The 22,413-nt window shown below is 68.4% G+C and carries 19 protein-coding genes; 12 read left to right on the top strand and 7 right to left on the bottom strand.

The window, feature by feature from the left end:
- Positions 1-48: 48 nt before the first annotated feature.
- Positions 49-339 (bottom strand): hypothetical protein, encoded by a 291-nt coding sequence (locus ACZ7OO_RS01185; RefSeq protein WP_471500254.1) that lies wholly within the window; start codon positions 337-339, stop codon positions 49-51.
- 378 nt (positions 340-717) lie between these two features.
- Here ACZ7OO_RS01185 and ACZ7OO_RS01180 point away from each other — a divergent pair, with 378 nt between their 5' ends.
- From ACZ7OO_RS01180 to ACZ7OO_RS01145, 8 genes are all read left to right on the top strand, one after another.
- Entirely contained in the window at positions 718-2,886 is a 2,169-nt protein-coding gene (locus tag ACZ7OO_RS01180; RefSeq protein WP_471500252.1) for an ABC transporter family substrate-binding protein, read from the top strand.
- Positions 2,887-3,098: 212 nt separating this feature from the next.
- Positions 3,099-5,006: a translational GTPase TypA gene (gene typA, locus ACZ7OO_RS01175; RefSeq protein ID WP_471500250.1), complete on the top strand. Its 1,908-nt coding sequence runs from the start codon at positions 3,099-3,101 to the stop codon at positions 5,004-5,006.
- A 661-nt stretch (positions 5,007-5,667) separates the two neighbouring features.
- On the top strand, positions 5,668-6,702 hold the full coding sequence (locus tag ACZ7OO_RS01170) for an ABC transporter permease (protein ID WP_471500248.1): 1,035 nt from the start codon (positions 5,668-5,670) through the stop codon (positions 6,700-6,702).
- An 88-nt stretch (positions 6,703-6,790) separates the two neighbouring features.
- Positions 6,791-8,602, top strand: coding sequence for an ABC transporter substrate-binding protein (locus tag ACZ7OO_RS01165; RefSeq protein ID WP_471500246.1), 1,812 nt, complete (start codon positions 6,791-6,793; stop codon positions 8,600-8,602).
- Between the two features lie 101 nt (positions 8,603-8,703).
- On the top strand, positions 8,704-9,684 hold the full coding sequence (locus tag ACZ7OO_RS01160) for an ABC transporter permease (RefSeq protein ID WP_471500244.1): 981 nt from the start codon (positions 8,704-8,706) through the stop codon (positions 9,682-9,684).
- A gap of 21 nt (positions 9,685-9,705) precedes the next feature.
- Positions 9,706-10,767 (top strand): ABC transporter ATP-binding protein, encoded by a 1,062-nt coding sequence (locus ACZ7OO_RS01155; protein WP_471500242.1) that lies wholly within the window; start codon positions 9,706-9,708, stop codon positions 10,765-10,767.
- A 13-nt stretch (positions 10,768-10,780) separates the two neighbouring features.
- Positions 10,781-11,902, top strand: coding sequence for an ABC transporter ATP-binding protein (locus ACZ7OO_RS01150; RefSeq protein ID WP_471500240.1), 1,122 nt, complete (start codon positions 10,781-10,783; stop codon positions 11,900-11,902).
- Positions 11,903-12,102: 200 nt separating this feature from the next.
- Positions 12,103-13,941, top strand: coding sequence for an alpha/beta fold hydrolase (locus tag ACZ7OO_RS01145; protein WP_471500238.1), 1,839 nt, complete (start codon positions 12,103-12,105; stop codon positions 13,939-13,941).
- A 6-nt stretch (positions 13,942-13,947) separates the two neighbouring features.
- Here ACZ7OO_RS01145 and ACZ7OO_RS01140 read toward each other — a convergent pair whose 3' ends face one another.
- The gene (locus tag ACZ7OO_RS01140; RefSeq protein ID WP_471500236.1) at positions 13,948-14,688 is read right to left on the bottom strand and encodes a class I SAM-dependent methyltransferase; all 741 of its coding nucleotides are present in this window, start codon (positions 14,686-14,688) and stop codon (positions 13,948-13,950) included.
- A gap of 84 nt (positions 14,689-14,772) precedes the next feature.
- Between ACZ7OO_RS01140 and ACZ7OO_RS01135 the strand changes: the two genes are divergently transcribed.
- Positions 14,773-15,165 carry a VOC family protein gene (locus tag ACZ7OO_RS01135; protein ID WP_471500234.1) on the top strand — a complete coding sequence of 131 codons (393 nt, stop codon included), beginning with the start codon at positions 14,773-14,775 and terminating at the stop codon, positions 15,163-15,165.
- Here the strand turns inward: ACZ7OO_RS01135 and ACZ7OO_RS01130 are convergent.
- Together ACZ7OO_RS01130 and ACZ7OO_RS01125 are read right to left on the bottom strand one after the other, a co-directional pair.
- Positions 15,153-15,353, bottom strand: a complete 201-nt coding sequence (locus ACZ7OO_RS01130) for a DUF397 domain-containing protein (RefSeq protein WP_471500232.1) — start codon at positions 15,351-15,353, stop codon at positions 15,153-15,155. The genes ACZ7OO_RS01135 and ACZ7OO_RS01130 overlap by 13 nt on opposite strands.
- A gap of 2 nt (positions 15,354-15,355) precedes the next feature.
- Positions 15,356-16,207, bottom strand: coding sequence for a helix-turn-helix domain-containing protein (locus ACZ7OO_RS01125; protein WP_471500230.1), 852 nt, complete (start codon positions 16,205-16,207; stop codon positions 15,356-15,358).
- A 195-nt stretch (positions 16,208-16,402) separates the two neighbouring features.
- Between ACZ7OO_RS01125 and ACZ7OO_RS01120 the strand changes: the two genes are divergently transcribed.
- The 3 genes from ACZ7OO_RS01120 to ACZ7OO_RS01110 are packed head-to-tail and all read left to right on the top strand — an operon-like array spanning position 16,403 to position 19,094.
- Positions 16,403-16,810, top strand: a complete 408-nt coding sequence (locus ACZ7OO_RS01120; protein ID WP_471500228.1) for an ATP-binding protein — start codon at positions 16,403-16,405, stop codon at positions 16,808-16,810.
- On the top strand, positions 16,810-17,718 hold the full coding sequence (locus ACZ7OO_RS01115) for a hypothetical protein (protein ID WP_471500226.1): 909 nt from the start codon (positions 16,810-16,812) through the stop codon (positions 17,716-17,718). The genes ACZ7OO_RS01120 and ACZ7OO_RS01115 overlap by 1 nt, the downstream gene beginning before the upstream one ends.
- Before the next feature lie 53 nt (positions 17,719-17,771).
- Complete coding sequence (locus ACZ7OO_RS01110; protein ID WP_471500224.1) at positions 17,772-19,094, top strand: MFS transporter; 1,323 nt, start codon at positions 17,772-17,774, stop codon at positions 19,092-19,094.
- Between the two features lie 134 nt (positions 19,095-19,228).
- On the opposite strand, the gene ACZ7OO_RS01105 is transcribed toward ACZ7OO_RS01110, so the two are convergent.
- From ACZ7OO_RS01105 to ACZ7OO_RS01095, 3 genes are read right to left on the bottom strand one after another with little or no spacing between them, the layout of a single operon-like run.
- Entirely contained in the window at positions 19,229-20,272 is a 1,044-nt protein-coding gene (locus tag ACZ7OO_RS01105) for an ABC transporter ATP-binding protein (RefSeq protein WP_453570711.1), read from the bottom strand.
- Positions 20,273-20,296: 24 nt separating this feature from the next.
- The gene (locus tag ACZ7OO_RS01100) at positions 20,297-21,334 is read right to left on the bottom strand and encodes an ABC transporter ATP-binding protein (protein ID WP_471500222.1); all 1,038 of its coding nucleotides are present in this window, start codon (positions 21,332-21,334) and stop codon (positions 20,297-20,299) included.
- A gap of 48 nt (positions 21,335-21,382) precedes the next feature.
- Positions 21,383-22,363 (bottom strand): ABC transporter permease, encoded by a 981-nt coding sequence (locus tag ACZ7OO_RS01095; RefSeq protein WP_471500220.1) that lies wholly within the window; start codon positions 22,361-22,363, stop codon positions 21,383-21,385.
- Between the last annotated feature and the right edge of the window lie 50 nt (positions 22,364-22,413).

Genomic DNA, 22,413 nt, shown 5'->3' with positions numbered 1-22,413 from the left:
CGGATGACTCCGGTCGGTTCGGGGATCGGGGGCCTGCGGGGAGCGCTGCTACGGTGCGCGCCGGTCGCGGGCGCCGAGACCCTCGTCGTCCGTGTCCGTCCACAGGTTGATGTCGTACGGGTCGTCGGAGATGGTGACGAGTTCGGGGCGTTTGCCAGGGGCGCCGGCCTTGGCCGTCTCCCGCAGCAGGGCCACGCTCTCGCGCAGGTGATCGGCGTCGGTGCGGACGCGGCGCATCTCCAGTCCGCCGCTCCCTAGCTGCTGCTCCAGGCGGCCGACGGACCGGTTCAGGTCCTCCAGGCAGCGCTGAACTGACGTCAGGTCGTCTTGCACGGACATGACGTGACCTCACTTCCGCGGACTTCACTGTCCAAGGTGGCAACGTTCATGCGCCTGCGAGTGTTGCGCGTCACACCTGCTGATGTGAAGGCATGTGCAGCGATTGGCGGATTGCGCGCCTCCGTCGCACGCCCGCACGCGCTCTGTGTGCGCCGGGAAGGGCGCCGGTGCGGAGGGTGCCGGCTCATGCGCCGCCCGGGTGGCCGTTGCGCCGTACGGGTGGCCTTTGGCAGCCCTCGCCGCCGTGTCGTCCCCAGCCGACGGACCCCGTCCATTTCAGTGGGGTCCGTACTTCTGAGTACATGTGATCAACTCCAAAATACCCCCAAATGCGAACAGACCCCACCCGTGTCACCGGGGCTCCCGGAGGTAGCAGAGATGTCTCACCACGGCGTCGGACCCAGGCTTGGCCGCAGTGCGGTCATGCGCTCGGTCACGTTCCTGACCGCGGGTGCGCTCGCGGTGCCGTTCCTCACGGGCTGCGGCTCCGACGACGAGGGGAGCAAGCCGCTGGCCGGACAGGACATCGCGGCGGTCGCCCGTGACGCGGTCGCCGAGGGGGGCACCCTGAAGTGGGCCGTGGACGCCGTACCGGAGACCCTCAACACCTTCCAGGCCGACGCCGACGCGGGCACCACCCGGGTCGCCCAGGCCGTCCTGCCGTCGATGTTCACCATCGACGCCACCGGCCGGCCGGTCCGTAACCCCGACTACCTGGAGTCCGCGAAGGTCATCGAGACCGAACCGCGCCAGGTCGTCCTCTACAAGCTCAACCAGCAGGCCGTCTGGAGCGACGGCCGGGAGATCGGCGCCGCCGACTTCGCCGCCCAGTGGCGGGCCCTGTCCGGCAAGGACTCCGCCTACTGGACCGCCCGCAACGCCGGCTACGACCGCATCGCCAAGATCGAGCGCGGCGCCAACGACCTGGAGGTCCGGGTCACCTTCGAGCGGCCGTACGCCGACTGGAAGTCGCTGTTCTCGCCGCTCTACCCGAAGGAGGTCATGGGCACCCCGGACGCCTTCAACGACGGCGCCCGCAGGAAGCTCACGGTCACCGCGGGACCCTTCAAGGTCGACAAGGTCGACACAGCCAAGAAGGACGTGATCCTCACCCGCAACCCGCGCTGGTGGGGCCGCCCGGCCAAGCTCGACGAGATCGACCTGCACGCCGTGTCCCGCGAGAAGCGGGCCACCGCGCTCGCCGCCGGCACGGCCGACGTCGCCGACATCGACGCCTCCGAGGCCCAGCGGATCATCATCGCCGGACGGGACAAGGGCACCGGCACGCCGTTGCAGGGCGCCGGGAAGACCTCGGCGAAGAAGCTGCGCTCCTGGGCGCTCACCCTCGGCATGGACGAGGAGAAGCTGCCCAAGGGGCCGAAGAAGCTCCGCAAGACCATCGCGAAGTGGCTGGAGCAGCAGCAGGAGCTGCGCGACGTCGAGGTCCGCAAGTCCCTGGAGCCCGCCTACACACAGCTCTCCCTGAACGGCTCCGAGGGCCCCCTCACCGACGAGCGGGTGCGCCGGGCCGTCGCCCGTGCCCTCGACCGCGAGACGCTCGCCAAGCTGGTGCTCACCCCGCTGGGGCTGCCCGCCGTCCCGGTCGGCAGCCACCTCGCCCTGTCCGGGCAGTCCGCCTACGCCGACAGCAGCGGGGCGATCGGCGGCCTCGACACCCACGAGGCGCAGGCGCTGCTCGCCGACGCGGGATGGGTGGCCGGCGGGCCGATCAAGGCCGGGGGCAAGGCGGCCGGCGCGGAGAACGAGAACGGCGCCAAGGGAGAGAAGGGCGACAAGGGCGACAAGAGCGACGATTCCGAGGGCGGGAGCGACGGGCAGTACATCGTCGGGGAGGACGACAAGGGTCCCGACGGCAAGGACACCCGCGACCACCAGAAGGACCACGCCCACGGGGCGCCCGGGGCGTACGCGCCGAAGGGCACAGCCGCGCCCAAGGGGGCGCAGGCCGCGTCCGCGCCGCTGGCCAAGGACGGCCAGGCGCTGAGCCTGCGGTTCGTGCTGCCGTCGGGCCCGGGGTCGGAGACGCTCCAGGAGGTCGCCGAGCGGATCCGGCAGATGCTGGCGACGGTCGGGATCCAGGCCGAGATCAGCAAGGTCTCCGACGACAGCTACTTCAAGGACCACATCGCGTCCGGGCAGTACGACCTCGCGCTGTACTCGTGGCCGTCGTCCGCGTTCCCGGCGACGGACGCACGGCCGATCTACGCGAAGCCGGTGCCGGCGGCCGACGGGTCGCTGAACGTCGAACAGAACTACACGAGGGTGGGCACCGACCAGGTGGACCAGCTCTTCGACCAGGCCCTCGGGACGCTGGACGAGGACGAGGCGGACGGGCTCCTGCGGAAGGCGGACTCGCGGATCTGGGCGTCGGCCGGGTCGCTGCCGCTGTACCAGAGGCCGCAGATCGTGGGGGTCCGGAAGAGTCTGGTGAACGTGGGGGCGTTCGGGTTCCAGACGCCGGTCTACCAGGACATGGGTTTCCTGAAGAAGGGGGCGAAGGTGTCGGCGAGCCCCAGCAAGGGGTAGGCCAGAGGGTGGGGAGCGGATTCGCGGTCGGGTGCGGCCGCATTGTTGCTGGTCGCGCCGTTGCCCGCGCTCTCAGGAGGTCGGCCCGGCGAGCCCACGCTGGATAGTGCCCGTACCATGGGGTGAGGCCGTGGCGTGTTTGCCCGGCAGGGTGCGCGTAACACCGATGTACGCGCAAGCCCCTTCCTCATACTCCGGGAGTACGCCGCACCATGGCCACGCGCCACGACATCCGCAACGTCGCCATCGTCGCCCACGTCGACCACGGCAAGACGACCCTCGTCGACGCCATGCTGAAGCAGGCCGGTGCCTTCGCCGCGCACGCCGCCGAGTCGCTCGACGACCGCATGATGGACTCGAACGATCTGGAGCGTGAGAAGGGCATCACGATCCTGGCCAAGAACACGGCCGTGAAGTACCACCCGAAGGACGGTGGCGAGGTCGTCACCATCAACATCATCGACACCCCGGGCCACGCCGACTTCGGCGGCGAGGTCGAGCGCGGTCTGTCGATGGTGGACGCGGTGGTGCTGCTCGTCGACGCCTCCGAGGGCCCGCTGCCCCAGACCCGGTTCGTGCTGCGCAAGGCGCTCCAGGCCAAGCTCCCCGTCATCCTGTGCATCAACAAGACGGACCGCCCCGACTCGCGCATCGACGAGGTCGTCAACGAGGCCTACGACCTCTTCCTCGACCTCGACGCCGACGAGGACCAGATCGAGTTCCCCATCGTCTACGCCTGTGCGCGTGACGGTGTGGCCTCGCTGACCAAGCCGGAGGACGGCACCGTCCCGGCCGACAGCGACAGCCTGGAGCCGTTCTTCTCCACGATCCTGTCCCACGTCCCGGCTCCCGAGTACGACGAGGCGGCCCCGCTCCAGGCGCATGTCACCAACCTGGACGCGGACAACTTCCTCGGCCGTATCGCGCTGCTCCGGGTCGAGCAGGGCGAGCTGCGCAAGGGCCAGACCGTCACTTGGATCAAGCGCGACGGCACGATGGCCAACGTCCGTATCACCGAGCTGCTGATGACCGAGGCGCTCACCCGCAAGCCCGCCGAGATGGCGGGCCCGGGTGACATCTGCGCGGTCGCCGGTATCCCGGACATCATGATCGGCGAGACCCTCGCCGACCCCGAGAACCCGATCCCGCTGCCGCTGATCACGGTCGACGAGCCCGCGATCTCGATGACCATCGGTACGAACACCTCGCCGCTGGTCGGCCGCGGCGGCACCGGCAAGGGCGCCGACGCGAAGTCGGCCGTCAAGGACCGCAAGGTCACCGCCCGCCAGGTCAAGGACCGCCTCGACCGCGAGCTGGTCGGCAACGTCTCGCTCCGCGTGCTCGACACCGACCGCCCGGACGCCTGGGAGGTCCAGGGCCGTGGTGAGCTCGCGCTCGCCATCCTGGTCGAGCAGATGCGCCGTGAGGGCTTCGAGCTGACCATCGGCAAGCCGCAGGTCGTCACCAAGCAGGTCGACGGCAAGACGTACGAGCCCGTCGAGCGCATGACGATCGACGTCCCCGAGGAGCACATGGGTGCGGTCACGCAGCTCATGGGCGTCCGCAAGGGCCGGATGGACAACATGTCCAACCACGGCTCCGGCTGGGTCCGCATGGAGTTCGTGGTGCCGTCCCGCGGTCTCATCGGCTTCCGTACCGAGTTCCTGACCGGTACGCGCGGCACGGGCATCGCCCACTCCATCCACGAGGGCCACGAGCCATGGTTCGGCGTCCTGACGACCCGTAACAACGGCTCGCTCGTCGCCGACCGCGCCGGCGCCGTCACCGCGTTCGCGATGACGAACCTCCAGGAGCGCGGCGTGCTGTTCGTGGACCCCGGCACCGAGGTGTACGAGGGCATGATCGTCGGCGAGAACTCGCGCTCCGACGACATGGACGTGAACATCACCAAGGAGAAGAAGCTCACCAACATGCGGTCGTCGTCGGCCGACTCGTTCGAGGCGATCGTCCCGCCGCGCAAGCTCTCCCTGGAGCAGTCGCTGGAGTTCTGCCGTGACGACGAGTGTGTCGAGGTGACCCCGGAGGCCGTTCGCATCCGCAAGGTGAACCTGGACGCCCGTGAGCGGGCCCGCGCCGCCAGCCGCGCCAAGCACGGCTGATCGCAGGACATCCGAGCCCGGGTGCCCCCATCATGGGGGCATCCGGGCTTTTTGCAACCCATTTTCGGGGGGCCACGAGTGAGCCATCCTCGGCCAGTGTCCGAAATGCGGAGATCCTTGCCCGATAGCCATGTAACAAGTCCGTTTCGTGGCCTTCTCCCCTCGAACAGTTTGTCCATTTTTCGGAAGAACTTCTCTTCAGCTGTGACTGAATTGAGATTTAAAGACAGTGGTCGGCACCTGGCTCATGGCAGATAGTTAGCCGCGTAGCGCTCGGGTCAATGGGTCTCGCGCTGTGGGGACAGCGCCCGACTCACGAGCATCAGGGGGTGTCTGACCCTCCGTCAGGGGTGTCGGAGGGCGGACGGAAGCCTCCTGTTCGGTGAACACGTGAAGTTATGAGGAGGGGTCCCATGTGCAGTGTCACAGGCACCAGGTGGGTTCCATCGTCGGCCGTCCCCGAATGCCCTTGTTCGTCCGGCGGTTGGTTCTGAAGAACCGGCCGGCCGCGTAGCGCCGTCGTTCGCCTACGCGCGTCCGGCTGTGGGTTTCCCGCACGTTCCGGGACGCCCTGACACGCCTTCAGATCCTGCCCCCGCGGCCGCGCTCACCCATGCCGGTCGCCGGTTCGGCACACCCATACCTGTGAATTGGACGAACTGTGACCAGTCCTACGGACATAGAGGGTGGCGGAAGGTCCGCCGTCATCGACGGCGGACCGCAACCCGACACGAAGACCGAGGCCAAGCAGCTTGAAGGCAGGTCCCCCGGCCAGCTGATGTGGATGCGCTTCAAGCGCGACAGCACCGGCGTCATCTCGGCCTACGTCGTGGGCTTCTTCTTCCTGATCGCCCTGATCGCCCCGCTGATCTCGATGCTGTACGGCAAGAACCCGTACACCGTCTACGCGGACGAGCGTCCCGAACTCTTCGACAGCGCGGGCGTGCCGGTGCAGCCCAACGGCGGCATCAGCAGTGACTTCTGGTTCGGTCTCGAACCGGGCAACGGCTACGACGTGTTCACCAAGCTCATCTACGGCATCCGGACCTCGCTGATGATCTCGGTGGCGGTGACGCTCGCGACGGTGCTGACCGGCATCCTGCTGGGCATCGCGGCCGGCTATCTCGGGGGCAAGACGGACTACTGGATCGGGCGGGTCATCGACTTCCTCCTCGCCTTCCCCGCCCAGCTGTTCTTCATCGCCAGCATGCCGGTGGTGGTCTCGCTCTTCGTGAACCCGCGCGACGAGACGCCCACCTATGTGCGGGTGCTGGCCCTGATCATGGTGCAGTGGTTCCTCGGCTGGATGAGCCTCGCCCGCATCCTGCGCGGCACCTCGCTCGCCCTGCGGGAACGGGAGTTCATCGAGGCGGCCAGGGTCAGCGGGGCCTCGCCCTGGCGGATCATCCGCAGGGAGATCCTGCCGAACGTCGTCACCCCGATCCTCGTCCAGTCGACGTACATGCTGCCGGGGTTCGTGACCGCGGAGGCAGGCCTGTCCTACCTCGGGGTGGGCATCATCGAACCCACCCCGGACTGGGGCCAGATGTTCGCCAAGGCCTCCACCGAGCTCGTTCTGCAGAACGACATCACCTACATGTTCTTCCCCGGTGTCTCGATGATCATCTTCATCGTGGCCTTCAACCTGCTCGGGGACTCGGTCCGCGACGCCTTCGATCCCAAGACGGCTCGCTGACCGACGGATGGTGGGCGTCCGAGCCCGAATACCGCACGGCATATCCCTTTGTGTACCGGTGACACCAGAGATAGGTGGAAATTCAGTGATGAGTAGGGGCGGACGCCACGCATACTCGGCGCTCTCAGTGCTCGCGGCCGGAGCTCTTGTGCTCACTGGTTGCAGCAAGGGGGGCAGCGATACCGGTGGCGACAACAAGAAGAAGGACCAGAAGAGCGCCCAGGAGCAGCAGGCGTCCATCAAGTTCGGCAACGCGTCGGACTCGACGGGCCCCGCGGCCGAGGTCCCGGGCGCGAAGACCGGCGGCAAGCTCGAGGTGCTCCAGCGTGACTCCTACGCGCACCTCGACCCGGGCCAGATCTACGTCTCCGACGAGGGCTCGCTCGCCAACCTGATCCACAGAGGCCTCACCGGGTACAAGTCGACCGACGACAAGGGCGTGGGCCACGAGGTCGTCGGTGACCTGGCCACCGACTCCGGCACCACCACCGACGGCGGCAAGACCTGGAAGTACACCCTCAAGGACGGCATCAAGTTCGCCGACGGCACGCCGATCACCTCGGCGGACTTCCGGCAGACCTACGAGCGGCTGTTCGCACCGTTCATCAACCAGGGTCCCACCTACCTCCAGCAGTGGCTGGCGGACACCGCGGGCGCCGACTACCGCAAGCTGCTGCCGGACGGCCCGTACAAGGGCAAGCACCTGCCGGACAGCGTCCTGGAGACGCCCGACGCCAAGACCATCGTCTTCCACTTCAAGACGGCCCACCCGGACCTCCCGTACGCGCTCGCCATGGCGGGCTACGCGGTGGTGTCCAAGAAGGGCGACACCCAGGCGAAGTACGACAAGAACCCGGTCACGAGCGGCCCGTACAAGATCCAGTCGTTCAAGTCCGGCAAGTCGATGGTCCTGGTCAAGAACACCAACTGGGACCCGAAGACCGACCCGATCCGCCACCAGTACCTGGACGAGCTGGACTTCACTTTCAACCAGCAGTTCGAGACGTCCACCAAGGCGCTCCTCGCGGACAGCGGTGCCGACCAGACCGGCGTCAGCTTCAACAACCAGGTCGACGCGGGCAACCTGTCGAAGGTCCTCGCCGACTCGACCCTCAAGGCCCGCACGGTCGCCGGCTACCAGCCGTACGTGGGTCAGATCAACATCAACCAGTCGCACGCGCCGCTCCAGGACAAGAAGGTCCGCGAAGCGATCGCGTACGCGCTGCCGGTCTCCCCGATCGTGCGCGCCTACGGCGGCAACGCGGCCATGGAGGTGGCCGGCGGCCTGATCTCCCCGACCGTCAGCGGCTACGACGCCTCCTTCGACCCCTGGGGCAAGAAGAAGAACCCCGGCGGTGACCAGGCCAAGGCCAAGAAGCTGCTGCAGGAGGCCGGCAAGGTCGGCATGAAGCTCACCTACGGTTACCAGAACACGCCGGAGGGCCAGCAGATCTCCACGGCCATCGCCGCCGCCCTGAAGAAGGCCGGCTTCGACGTCCAGCGCCAGGACATCCCGGCCGAGACGTACTACGACAACATCGGCAAGGTCAACAACAACTACGACATCTACTCGTCCGCCTGGGGCGCCGACTGGCCGTCCTCCTCGACCGTGATCCCGCCGCTGTACGACGGCCGCGCGATCGCCGACGGCTCGCCGAACTACTCGCACGTCAACGACGACCACGTCAACAGCGAGATCGACCGGATCAACAAGATCACCGACCCGGTCAAGTCGGCGGCCGAGTGGGAGAAGCTCGACCAGTACATCGTGAAGGACGTCATCAACGTCGTTCCCACCACGTACTACAAGCAGGTCCAGATCGCCGGTTCCAAGGTGGGCGGCCTCGTCTACGACAACGTCATCGGTGGCATCGACCCGCGTCGCCTCTACATCAAGTAACCACTGCCGTCGGTCCGGTACCCGGTACGTCCGTCCGCTCCGAGCGGGTGACGGCGTGCCGGGTACCGCCCGGCCCGTTGACGTCTGAGAGCTGCCCCCTCATGCTGCGCTTCCTCGTCCGCCGGACCCTCAGTGCGATCGTCATCCTCTTCCTGCTGAGCATCGTCACGTTCCTGCTGTTCTTCGGCGTGCCCCGGGACCCGGCGCTGCTGATGTGCGGAAAGACGTGCAACCCGACGGCAATCGCCAACATCCACCATGTGCTCGGCCTCGACAAGTCCATTCCCGAGCAGTACGGGATCTTCCTGCACAACCTGGTGCTGGGGAGCAACCAGTTCGACCAGGGGCCCTGCCCCGCGCCCTGCTTCGGGTACTCGTACCACACCAACGACCTGGTCTGGCAGACGCTCATGGACCGGCTGCCCACCACCGTCTCCCTCACCCTGGGCGGTGCGGTCTGCTTCCTGGCCATCGGTCTCGGCACCGGCCTGGCAGCCGCCTGGAAGCGCGGCACACTGATCGACAAGACGGCGACCGCCGGGTCGATGGTGCTCGGCTCCATGCAGATCTACTTCCTGGGCCCGCTCGCCCTGGCCATCCTCGTCTACCAGACCCACTGGTTCGACAAGCCGGCGTACAACAACTTCACCGACGATCCGGTCACCTGGTTCACCGGGCTGATCATCCCCTGGGTGGTGCTCTCCACCATCTTCGCCGCGCAGTACACCCGTATGGCGCGCTCGTCGATGATCGAACAGCTGCAGGAGGAGCACGTCCGCACGGCCCGCGCGAAGGGGATGTCCCGGCGGTACGTCTTCTTCCGCTACGCCGGGCGCGGCTCGCTGATCCCGATCGTCACCATCTTCGGCATCGACCTCGGCGCCCTGCTGGGCGGCGCCATCATCACCGAGTACACCTTCGGCCTGCCGGGCCTCGGCCAACTCGCCGTGCAGTCCGTGTACTTCAGCGACCTGCCGCTGCTGCTGGGCGTGATGCTGTTCTCGGCCAGCATGATCCTGCTGTTCAACATCATCGTCGACGCGGCGTACGCGTTCATCGACCCGCGCATCCGGCTGGCCTAGCCGGGTAAGAGGAGAACCGTCGTGACCACTTTGACCAAGAACGCCGGCGCCCCCGCTCCGGCCGACGCGGGCGCCTTCCTCTCCGTGCGGGACCTGTACGTCAGCTTCCGCACCGAGGACGGCATCGTGCGGGCCGTGGACGGGCTGTCGTTCGACGTGCAGCGCGGCAGAACGCTGGGCATCGTCGGCGAGTCGGGCTCCGGCAAGTCCGTCACCAACCTCACCATCCTCGGCCTGCACAACCCGCAGTTCACCACCGTCGAGGGCGAGATCCTCCTGGACGGCAAGGAACTGACCACCGCCAGGGAATCCGAGATGGAGAAACTGCGCGGCAACAAGGTCGCCATGATCTTCCAGGACCCCCTCACCGCACTGTCGCCGTACTACACGGTCGGCCGTCAGATCGCCGAGCCGTTCATGAAGCACAAGGGCGCCTCGAAGAAGGCGGCCTGGGACCGGGCCGTGGAGATGCTCGGCAAGGTGGGCATCCCCAACCCGGCGGCGCGGGCGAAGGACTACCCGCACCAGTTCTCCGGCGGTATGCGCCAGCGCGCGATGATCGCGATGGCCCTGGTCTGCGACCCCGACCTGCTGATCGCCGACGAACCGACCACGGCCCTGGACGTCACGGTGCAGGCCCAGATCCTGGACCTCCTCAAGGACCTGCAACAGGAGTTCGGATCGGGCATCATCTTCATCACCCACGACCTGGGGGTGATCGCCGACATGGCCGACGACATCATGGTGATGTACGCGGGCGGCGCGGTGGAGCGCGGCACGGTGAACGAGGTCCTGCGCGCGCCCCAGCACCCCTACACCTGGGGCCTGCTGAACTCCATGCCCCGCCTGGACTCCGACCTGGCCGCCCCGCTGAGCCCGATCCCCGGCGCTCCGCCCTCGCTGCTGAACCCTCCGAGCGGCTGCCGCTTCCACCCTCGCTGCACCTTCCAGGACCGGGTCGGCGGCGCCCGCTGTGTCACCGAACGCCCACTGCTGGCCCCCGACCGCGCCTCGGCCTGCCACCTCACGGCGGACCAGAAGCGAACCATCTTCATCGAAGAGATCAAGCCCCGACTGGGCTAGGAGACGACACGTCATGACCCAGGACACGATCCTTCCGGCCCAGCGCGAGGCCGCCGTCGGAGAACCGCTGCTGGAGGTCTCCGGGCTGACCAAGTACTTCCCGGTCAAGGGCGGCTTCCCGATCCGGCGGACGGTCGGGCACGTCCAGGCCGTGGACGGCATCGACCTGACCGTGCGGGTGGGGGAGAGCTTCGGCCTGGTGGGCGAGTCGGGCTGCGGCAAGTCGACCACCGGCCGGCTGATCACCCGCCTGCTGGAGCCGACCAGTGGCTCGATCTCGTACCGCGGCCAGGACATCAGCCGTGCCTCGCGCAAGCAGCTGGCGCCGATCCGCTCCGAGATCCAGATGATCTTCCAGGACCCGTACTCGTCGCTGAACCCGCGCCAGACGGTCGGCAAGATCATCTCGGGCCCGATGGAGATCAACGGGATAGTGCCGGAGGGCGGCCGGGAGAAGCGCGTACGGGAGCTGCTGGAGATCGTCGGCCTCAACCCCGAGCACTTCAACCGCTTCCCGCACGAGTTCTCCGGCGGCCAGCGCCAGCGCATCGGCGTCGCCCGCGCCCTCGCCCTGGAGCCGAAGCTGATCGTGGCGGACGAGCCGGTCTCGGCCCTGGACGTCTCCATCCAGGCCCAGGTGGTGAACCTCCTCCAGCAGGTCCAGAAGGAACTGGGCATCGCCTTCCTCTTCATCGCCCACGACCTGGCGGTGGTACGGCACTTCTCCCAGCGGGTCGCGGTGATGTACCTCGGCAAGATCATCGAGGTCGGTGACCGGGACGCCATCTACAACCGCCCCCGCCACCCCTACACCCACGCCCTGCTGTCGGCGGTACCCGAGGTGAACCTCTCGGGCGAGGAGGACGCGGCCGGCCGTGAGCGGATCCGCCTGGCCGGCGACGTCCCGTCCCCGATCTCCCCGCCGTCCGGCTGCCGCTTCCGCACCCGCTGCTGGAAGGCCCAGGACAAGTGCGCGACGGAGGAACCGCCGCTGGTCCGGATCTCGGGCAACCGGGAGGGCCACCTGACGGCGTGCCACTTCCCGGAGGAGCCGACGACGGAGGCGAGGGACGAGGACATCATCCTGGACCCGGCGCTGGCGGCGCTGGAGGACAGGGAAGAGAGGGGCGAGTAGGGGGGCTCTGCCGTTGGGCGACCGGCGTGGGCGTTCGCCCGGTGAGCGCCCGGTTCACGCCTAAGCGGTAGCCGCGCTTCCGCACGCTTGTGGATGCCGACGCGGGGATGGAAAGGCCTATGGGGCGTCGGGTTCCCGGCGTACGGCACACGCCGACCGTCCCATCCCTCCCGGTCGGCGGCGCAGAGAGGAAGCGCTCCGTGAGCAACCCGCAGGACGACGACACCATCGGCGCGGTCACCGCGGCACAGTTAGCCGAGATCGCCGACCGAGGCGTCTACACCTCGCCCACCTCGATCGACCCGGCCGCCGCCGACCTCGCCGAGGCCCTGGTGGCCACCCTGAGCGGCACGGCCGAGAGGACGCTGCTGACCGCTGACCTCCAGCAGCTGACCGAACGGGTGCGGCAGGCGGCCACCGTCGGCTTCCCCTGGATCACCGCGGACGACGGCGTACGGCTGTCTGCGCACACGATCAAGCTGAGGACCACGGAACCCCGGCCGGTGGTGATCGTCCCCGCCGGTTGGACGCCCTTCGGCTGGGTCCTGTTCGAGTACACGTACCTCCAACTGGCGCTGCGCGGATACCACGTGCTGGCCTACACCCCACGCGGTATCGGCCTCACGCTGCGGATCCCGGGCGGCGGCTACATCGACAGCCCGTTCACCTCCGGCGGCACCATCGACGTGGGCGGGCCCGCGGACTGGGCCGACGGCTCGACCGTCATCGGCTACGCCCAGCGACACTTCAACCCGAGCAAGATCGCGTTCCTCGGTGAGTCGTACGGCTCGGGCATCAGCCAGCTGGTCGCCGCGCACGATCCGGAGGAGCGTGTGGACGCGGTCGTGGCGCTGAGCACCTGGGGCGACCTGGCCGACAGCCTCTACCAGTACGACACCCGGCACCTGGCCGCGGTGACTGCCCTGGTCAACTTCACCGGCGGCCCCGTCGAGCGGAAGTTCGACGCGGCCACCCAACAGATCCTGGACGACTTCCAGGCCGGCCGGAACATGGACGACGTGGTGGCGTGGGGCAAGGAGCGGGCTCCGTCGGCATACGTCGAGGAGACCAACGCCCGTGGCGTCCCCACGTTCATCTCCAACACCTGGCACGAGACGCTGTTCCCGGTCAACGAGGTCATCGAGCTCTTCGACCGGCTGACGGTACCCAAGCACCTCAACCTCTGGATCGGCGACCACGCCGCCCCCGAGAGCGCCGGTCTGACCGTCCCGTTCAGCGGCCCGAACGTGCCGGTCGAGGAGGCGTTCGCCTGGCTGGACCACCATGTGCTCGGCGCCGACAACGCGGTACCCACCTGGTCCCCGGTCAATAGCCAGATCATGTTCACGTACCAGACCCGGACCGATCCGGAGACCGGGAAGAACGTCATCATCGAGCCGGCGGTCCGCGAGCCCCGCCCGTCCTGGGGAGATGTCACCACCTCGACCGAACGCTGGTACCTGACCGCCGCAGCGTCGACCGGCAGGGACGGCGGTCTGGGCATCGAACCGGAGACGGGCTGGCAGCGGGAGTTCACGGCCGGTCAGCTGACCGAGGCCACGGCCGTCGACGCCGTCATCACCACCGGCCAGGCCGAGTGGAACGGCAACCCGAAGAGCTACGCCACGGACAAGTTCGACCGCCAGTACCTGGCCGTCTGGACCAGCGACCCGCTCCCGGCGGCCCGCGAGGGCGCGGCGGCCCGCCGCATCCGGGGCATCCCCGAACTGACGCTGACGGTGCGCAGTACGGCCGACTCCACCACCCTGGTGGCCTACCTGTTCGACGTGAGCCCCGACAACACGGCCCGCATCGTCACACACGAGCCGCTCACCCTCGCCGACCTGATCTCCGGCCAGGACCGAACGGTCACCTGGAAACTTCAGGCCGCGGGCTACGACGTGGCAACTGACCACCGCCTGATGCTGGTCGTGGGCAGCAAGGACCAGCTGTACTCGGACGAGAGCGTCGACGCCAGCACCACGACGATCTCGTCACCGGAGAGCAGCGCTTCACACCTGGTGCTGCCGCTGGGCTGACCGGGTTCAGTGCGCGGGCCCCGCGACCGTGATGATCTCGGGGCTGTCGGGGGTGACCGGGCCGCGTGCCCAGTCGCCGTACTGCTCGACGACCTTCAGACCGACTCCGGTGAGGAAGCCGGCGAGGGCGTCGGGGCCGAGGAAGCGCAGGGTGGCGCGGCACACCCGGGGCCGGGGCCAGTGGGGGCCGTCGTAGGTCTCCGTGAAGGTCACTTGGTCCCCGGCCGCGCCCTCGACCTCGTGCCAGACCCGGACCTCACGGCCGTCCGCGTCGGTGACGTGGTGCACGCGGTCGGGGGTCCAGCTCTCCCAGGCGCGGGCGGCGGGATTGCGGGTCTCGAAGACGAAGCGGCCGGTGGGGGAGAGCGCCCGCCGTACGGCGGTCAGCGCGACACGCAACTCCTCGTCGCCCAGCAGTACCTGGAAGGCGTGACCGGTCATCACCACGAGGTCGAAGCCGGGTCCGTCCCAGAGCCGGGTACGGAGATCGCCGAGGATCCATTCGACGGTCGGGTCGGCCTGCCGCCCCTGCACGAGCATCGCGGCCGCCGGGTCGAGCCCGGCCAGCCGTCCCTCGTGCCCCGCCTCGCGGGCCTGCCGCAGCAGCCGCCCGGTGCCGCAGCCGACGTCGAGCACGGAGCCTGCGGACATGACGACATCCAGGTAGAAGTCGTCACCCGGCCCCCACGGGTTGAGGCTGTCGTACAGCGCGGCGAGCTCAGGATCCGCGAACGAATGATCGACCACCGCGGCAGTCTGCCACATGATGTTGAACGAAGGGTCAGGAACGGACTTCTTCTTGACCTTCTATCAACTTCCTTCGGAGCAAGGGTGCTTCATCACATAGAGCTGTGGGTGGCGGACCTGGACCAGGCTACGGAGTCCTGGGGCTGGCTGCTCGAACGGCTGGGCTGGACGCCGTACCAGAACTGGCCGGCGGGCCGCAGCTGGCGGCTGGGGACGACGTACGTCGTGATCGAGCGGTCGCCGGAACTGCGGGACGGCGACGCCGGGCACGACCGGATGCGCCCGGGCCTGAACCACCTGGCGTTCCACGCGGCCGACCGGGCGACGGTGGATGCGCTGGCGGAGGAGGCCGCGGGACACGGCTGGGAACTGCTCTTCACCGACCGCCATCCGTACGCGGGCGGGCCCGGGCACTACGCGGCCTACCTGGAGAACGGGGACGGCTTCGAGGTGGAGCTGGTGGCTCAGGAGGGGTGAGGGGCGGTGCCCTTCAGGGCGTCGAGGAACGGAGTGAAGGCGGCGGCGGGGAAGGTGAGGGTGGCTCTGGTGGGGGCCTTGGAGTCGCGGACGGATATGTGGGTGGGGCGGTGGGCGATTTCGACGCAGGCGTCGCCCTGGCCGCCTCCGGAGAAGGAGGACTTCAGCCAGGTGTCAGTGGTCGGCATGGTTACAGCTCCTTCGTCACTCGGTGGATGAAGTCACGCGATTGATCGGATTCGAGTGACACCGCCTCCACCCTACGGAAGAGCGTTCGATAGCGGGTGAGCTGGGCCTCTGCGTCTACGAAAACGGGACCGTTGGGCCCGTCCCGGACGACGGTGTCCAACTTGGGTACGGCGCCACCCGCGTACACCATGGCGCTCCCTGCCCCGCCGAAGCCGTCCAGATCGAAGGGGACGACGTGGACGCTGATGTGGTCGGCCTCGGCGAGTTCCAGGAGGTGGGTGAGCTGCGCCCGCGTCGCCTGCCGCTCCCCGACCCGGATACGCAGTGCCGCCTCGTGGATCAGCGCCTTGTACGGGACCGGATCCGGGCGCTCGATGATGACCCGACGCTTCATACGGTGTTCCACCCAGCGATCGACGTCGTTCTGGGGGAACTCCGGGTTCACATAGGAGAAGAGCGACCGGGCGTATTCGGCGGTCTGGAGGAGGCCGGGAATATGCAGGAACTCCACGTCCCAGCGGTAACTTGCGTGATGCTCCAGTTCGGGTAGATCCATGAAGGGCCTGGGTAGCAGATCCCGGTACTCCTCCCACCAGCCGCGCGTCCTGTCGGTCGCCATCGCGGCCAGGGCTCCGATCAACTCCGAGTCCACGCAGGCGTAGTTGGCTGCGAGCCGACGAACTCGTTGTTCGCTCACTCCGGCGATCCCCGATTCCATTTGGCTCATCTGGACTGAGTTCACCCCGAGCAGGCTCGCCGCTTCGGTCGCCCTGAGCCCAGCGGCTTCCCGCAGCCTCCGAAGCTCGGTCCCCAGGCGCACCTGGCGTGCGGTGGGATGCCGACGTGCTGGCACGGCGTCCTTCTTTCCTCAACGTCCCTGGTGAGTCCACTCGTTCGGAGGTCAGGTTACGGGATCCGCTTGCGATGAATGAAATTTATGACCTACCGTCGGTGACGGAACGTACACGCTGAGGAAGTGCACCGCACCTGTCGTGCGGCGATGCCACCGTGCGTGAATCCCCTTTCAACCGACCGGAGTTGATGAGCCATGCCCGAAACCTGGGACTACACGCTGTCGATCCCCAACGACCTCAGAGCCGTCACGATCTGCCGCCGCACCCTGCGTCTGATCCTGACGATGCACGGGCTCATCGGCCTGGCCGACACGGCGGAACTGCTGGCGGCGGAACTGGTCTCCAACGCCGTACGGCACACGAAGGGACCCGCCGCACTGAGGGTCCGGTGTTCCCCGGAGGGCGTCGTGTGGATCGGGGTGTGGGATGCGGATCCCGTGCCTCCGGAGCCGCCGGGGTCGTTGGAGGTGGTGGCGGGTCTCGATGAGGCGGGGCGGGGGTTGGGGCTGGTGGTGGCATGTGCCGACTGCTGGGGCTGGCAGCCGTCGTCCCGGTTCGGGGACCGGGGCAAGTACGTGTGGTGTGAGTTGGGGGTGGCGTGATGGTGGGGTCGACGCATGAGGCGTTGCACCGGATCTTCCAGAAGGATCCGGGGCTGCTGACGCACGCGTTACAGCGGGTGCTGGGTGTGCCGTTTCCCGAGCCGCGGGAGATCGCGGCGATGAACGTGGATCTGACGGAGATCGAGCCGGTCGAGCGTCGGGTGGACACGTTGTTGCGGGCGGAGACGGACGAGGGGACGTACCTCCTCGTGGTCGAGTCGCAGGGGAAGACGGACGAGCGGAAGCGGGGGAGTTGGCCGTATTACCTGTCGTATCTGTATGAGAAGTACCGGTGTGAGCCGGTGCTGATCGTGATCACACAGAGCAGCGCGACGGCGCGGTGGGCGGCGCAGCCGATTCGGCTGGGGCTGCGGGGGTGGGAGTCGCTGACGGTGCGTCCGCTGGTGCTGGGGCCGGACAACGTGCCGGTGATCGCGGATGTGCGGGAGGCCGAGAGCGACGTACCCCTTGCGGTGCTTTCGGCGATGACACACGGGCGGGGTCGGCAGGCCCCGGCCATACTGGAATCGCTGGCAGCCGCCCTGAAAACCATTGACCGTGACAGCGCCGCGGTCTTCGTGCAGTTCGTCGACTCGTGCCTGGTTGATCCTCAGGCGAAGCAGATGTGGAGGGACCTGATGACGGCGATCCAGTACTTCTGGCGACACCCGCTGGCGGAGCAGGTGCGCGAGGAAGGCCGGGAGGAAGGCCGGGAGGAGGGCCGCGAGGAGGGCCGGGCCGAGGCCAAGGCCGAGATGATCCTCCGCATCCTGGAGTGGCGCGGCATCTCGGTGAGTGATGCCGTACGCGAGCAGGTGCAGGCCTGCACCAACCCGGACCAGCTTGAGGTCTGGGCCCGGCGGGCGATGCATGTCGCCGACACTGCGGAGCTGTTCGTCGAAGAGTGACCGCAGGGGCGGAGAGCGGGGCCCGAGGCGGCGGGGGCGTAGTGTCCCCGTCCATGTCTGTCGCTGACCGCAGCCCCTCCTTACTCCGCAACGCCGGCTTCGTCCGGCTGGCACTGGCCCGGATCATTTCCGTCCTGGGCAATGGATTCGCCCGGATCGCGCTGGCTTTCGCGGTGCTCTCGCTGCCTGGCGCGACTCCGGGAGAGCTCTCGCTGGTCGTGGCCTGCCAGGCGGTCCCGCAGCTCGTTCTGGTCCTGGTGGGCGGTGTGATCGCCGACCGGGTCTCCCGCTCCGGGCTGATGGCCGCGTCGGACGTGCTGGGCGCTCTTTCCTACGGCGGACTCGCGGCCATGGTGCTCAGCGGCCACGCCCCTGTCGTCGCCCTGTGCGCCCTGGCCGTCACCGCGGGCATCGCATCCGCCCTCTTCGGGCCCGCGATGGACGGGGTCATCCCGCGGCTGGTGCCGTCCGAGGTGCTCCAGCGAGCCAACGGCCTGCTGCGCGTCGGTACCAACACCTCACTGCTGCTGGGGCTGGCCCTGTCGGGCGTGACCGTGGCATGGGTCGGGGCCGGCTGGGCGCTGGCCCTCAACAGCCTGTCCTTCGTCGTCAGCGCGGCACTCACCGTCCCGCTGCGGCTGAGCCGTCGGCCACGGAAGGCCACCTCGGGCTGGGCCGATCTACGCCAGGGCTGGCAGGAGTTCGCCTCCCGCCAGTGGCTGTGGGTGGTCGTCGTCCAGTTCTCCGTGGTCGTCGCGGCCATGAACGCCAACGCCGGTGTCCTCGGGCCACTGGCGGCAGGTGCCCACTTCGGTGGGGCCCGCGCCTGGTCGCTGGTGGTGGCGGCGCAGGCTCTGGGGGCCGTGGCCGGCGCCGGGATCGCGGGCCGTACCCGGGTGGGCCGGCCGATCCTGGCGGCGGTCCTGTTCACCCTGCCCGTCGCCCTGCCGCCGGTCCTCCTCGGGGTCGGGGCGCCGCTGTGGGTCGTGGCCGTGGGCGCCTTCGCCGCCGGCGTCAGCCTGGACTTCTTCGGCGTGCTGTGGTCCACCACCATCCAGCGTGAGATCCCCGAGGAGGCGCTGTCCCGGGTCAGTTCCTACGACTGGTTCGGCTCGCTCACCCTCGCGCCGCTCGGCCTGGCGGTGGCGGGACCCGCCGCCGACGCCTTCGGCACCGACCGGATGCTGGAGGTCTGCGCGGTCCTGATCGTCACCGCGACTCTCGCCGCGCTCCTGTCTCCCGCGGTGCGGTCGCTGCGGGCGCCGGACGCGGACCGACCCGAGCCCCTTGCGGCCGGTACGGCGACGCCGGCCGCCCCGCCGCGGACCGACGCGTCGCTGCCCGACACCGGCGCGGCCGACGCCCCGCCCTCCTGACGACGGCGGCCATGAGAAGGGCCCGCACCTGGGGAGGTGCGGGCCCTTGCTCCCCTGGAGCGGACGTTCAGGGCTCGGGTCAATGGGCCGGTGAAGGTCCGTTCCGCAGGCGGCGGCTGACGGAAAGGGGTGTGTCAGGCCGCGGCCTCGGGGTCTTTGGAGAGGCGCGGGGCGGGAACCATGTCCCGCACCTCAGGGTAGTGGCATGCGGTCAGGTGGCCCGGCTTGTTGCCGTCGGCCTGGACCAGCGGCGGCGCCTCCGTCGCGCACTTCTCCGTCGCCTTCCAGCAACGGGTGCGGAAGCGGCAGCCGGACGGCGGGTTGATCGGGGACGGGACGTCACCGACCAGGCGGATCCGCTCGCGCGGCTCCACATCCACCGTCGCCTCGGGCACGGCGGACAGCAGCGCCCGCGTGTAGGGGTGGCGCGGGTTGTCGTACAGGTCCTCGCGGTCGGCGATCTCCACGATCTTACCGAGGTACATCACCGCGACCCGCTGCGAGAAGTGCCGGACGATCGCGAGGTCGTGGGCGATGAAGACGAACGCGATGCCGAGTTCCTTCTGAACCTTCTGGAGGAGGTTCACGACCTGCGCCTGGATCGAGACGTCCAGGGCGGAGACCGGCTCGTCGGCGACGATCAGCTTCGGCTCCAGCGCGAGGGCACGGGCGACGCCGATGCGCTGGCGCTGGCCGCCGGAGAACTCGTGCGGGAAGCGGTTGAAGTGCTCCGGGTTGAGGCCGACGATCTCGAGGAGTTCACGGACCCGGGCCTCACGGCCGCCGGGCGGGTTGATGTCGTTGATCTCCATCGGGCCCGCGATGATCTTGCCGACGGTCTGCCGCGGGTTGAGGGACGCGTACGGGTCCTGGAAGATCATCTGGATCTCGGACCGGATCGGCGCCAGCTGCCTGCGGCCCGCGTGCGTGATGTCCTGCCCGCGGTAGGAGATCTTGCCGCCCGTCGGCTCCAGCAGGCGGGTGATCAGCCGGCCGGTGGTCGACTTGCCGCAGCCCGACTCGCCCACCAGGCCCAGCGCCTCGCCCTCGGCGACCTGGAAGTCCAGGCCGTCCACGGCCTGCACCGCGCCGACCGTCCGCTTGATCGGGAAGCCGCCCTTGATCGGGAAGTGTTTGGTCAGCCCGGAGACGTCCAGGAGGGGGTTCGTGTTGCTCATGATCGTGAAGTCCCGTCTTGTCCGTCAGTTGTGGCTGGTCGCCGCGTAGTCGGCGAAGAGATCGTCACGCTGGCTCAACTCCAGGTGGCAGGCGGAGCCGCGGCCCTCGGTCAGCTGGAGCAGCGGGCTCTCGGTGGAGCACCTGTTGCCCGGGACCTTGTCCGCGAACGCGCAGCGCGGGTGGAAGCGGCAGCCGGTGGGCGGGTTGAGCAGCGAGGGCGGCGAGCCGGGGATCGGCGACAGCGGGACGTCGACCGGCCCGTCGAGGCTCGGCATGGAGTTGAGCAGGCCCAGGGTGTACGGGTGCTGCGGCGAGCCCAGGACCTCCTTCTTGGTGCCCCGCTCCACGCACCGGCCGCCGTACATCACCAGGACGTCGTCCGCGATGTCCGCGATGACACCGAGGTCGTGGGTGATGAAGATGATCGCCGTGCCGAACTCCTGCTGGAGGTCCTTGAGGAGGTCCATGATCTGGGCCTGGACCGTCACGTCGAGCGCGGTGGTGGGCTCGTCCGCGATCAGCAGCTCGGGGTCGCAGACCAGGGCCATCGCGATCATCGCGCGCTGGCGCATACCGCCGGAGAACTGGTGCGGGTAGTCGTCCACCCGCACGTCCGGCTGGGGGATCCCGACCCGCTTCAGCATCTCGATCGCCCGCGCTCGGGACTCCTTCTTGGAGGCACCGGTGTGCTTGCGGTACACCTCGGAGATCTGAGCGCCGATGGTGTGGTACGGCGACAGCGAGGCCAGCGCGTCCTGGAAGATCATCGCCATCTTGTTGCCGCGCAGCTTCTCCAGCTCCCGCTCGGAAGCCGTGAGCAGCTCCTTGCCGTCGAGCAGGATCTCGCCGTCGATCTGGGTGCGGGCAGGGTCGTGCAGACCCAGGATCGTCAGGTTGGTGACGGACTTGCCGGAGCCCGACTCGCCCACGATGCCGAGTGTCTGGCCCTTGACGAGGTCGAAGCTGAGCCCGTCGACGGCCTTGACGATGCCGTCCTCGGTGGAGAAGTGGACTTTGAGGTCCTTGACGGAGAGGAACGGCTGCTGATCGGTGCTCGTCACGGTGACGCTCCTGGGGGGTGATGCGAGAGGTCGGGGGTGGGGCGGAGGTCAGGCGAGCCGGATCCGCGGGTCGATGAGGGCGTAGACGGCGTCGACGATGATGTTGAAGATCACGATCGCGCCGGCGGACAGCAGGGTCACGCCGAGCACCATGGGCAGGTCGCTCTGGTCCACGGACTTCAGCGCGAGCTGGCCCACGCCCTGGAGGCTGAAGACGGTCTCGGTGATGATCGCGCCGCCGATGAGCGTGGCGAGGTCGATGCCGAAGATCGTGACGATCGGACCCATGGCGCCGCGCCAGGCGAACCGGAAGAAGACGTTGCGCCGGGACAGGCCCTTGGCCCGAGCCGTGCGTACGTAGTCCTCGCTGAGCGTCTCGACCAGCTGCGAGCGCGTCATACGGGTGTAGTTCGCGGTCCAGATGAGGGCCAGCACCAGCCACGGCAGCAGCAGGCCGGAGGCCCACTCGATCGGGTTCTGGGTGAGGGGGGTGTACGACGGGTTGTCCAGGATGCCGAGCTTGGCGACGAAGAAGTACATCGCGATGTAGCCGACGAAGTAGATCTGCATCGAAGAGGCGATCAGCGACGCCGAGCTGGCGACCTTGTCCTGCCACTTGCCCTGCTTCACGGCGGCCAGCATGCCGGAGCCGATGCCGAAGACGAGGAAGACGGCTGCCGAACCGAAGGCGAGCGACAGGGTCAGCGGAAGCCGGTCCATGATCGTGCCGAGGACGGGCTCGCGGTTGGCGAACGAGTACCCGAGGCAGGGCGCGCTGCAGTTGCCGAAGTCGCCGTAGCTGCGTCCGACGAAGATGCCCTTGAGCCAGTACCAGTACTGGACCGGAACCGGGTGGTCGATGCCCAGGTTGCGCCGGACCTGCGCGAGCATGTCGGGCGTGCAGTTCTTGCCGCAGGACATCGTGGCGGGGTCACGCGGGATGGCGTAGAAGAGCCAGAAGGTGACGGCGCTGATGATCAACAAGATGACCAGCGCGCCGAAGACTCGGCGGACAAGGAAGCGGAACATGGGGCGTGACTTTCCGGACGGGGCGCCGTCGCCGGGGGTGAGGGGTGGGC

This window comes from Streptomyces sp. NPDC111744, from assembly GCF_055634995.1.
Note: the sequence above shows the minus strand (reverse complement) of the source record. Positions and strands in the feature narration are given on the sequence as shown.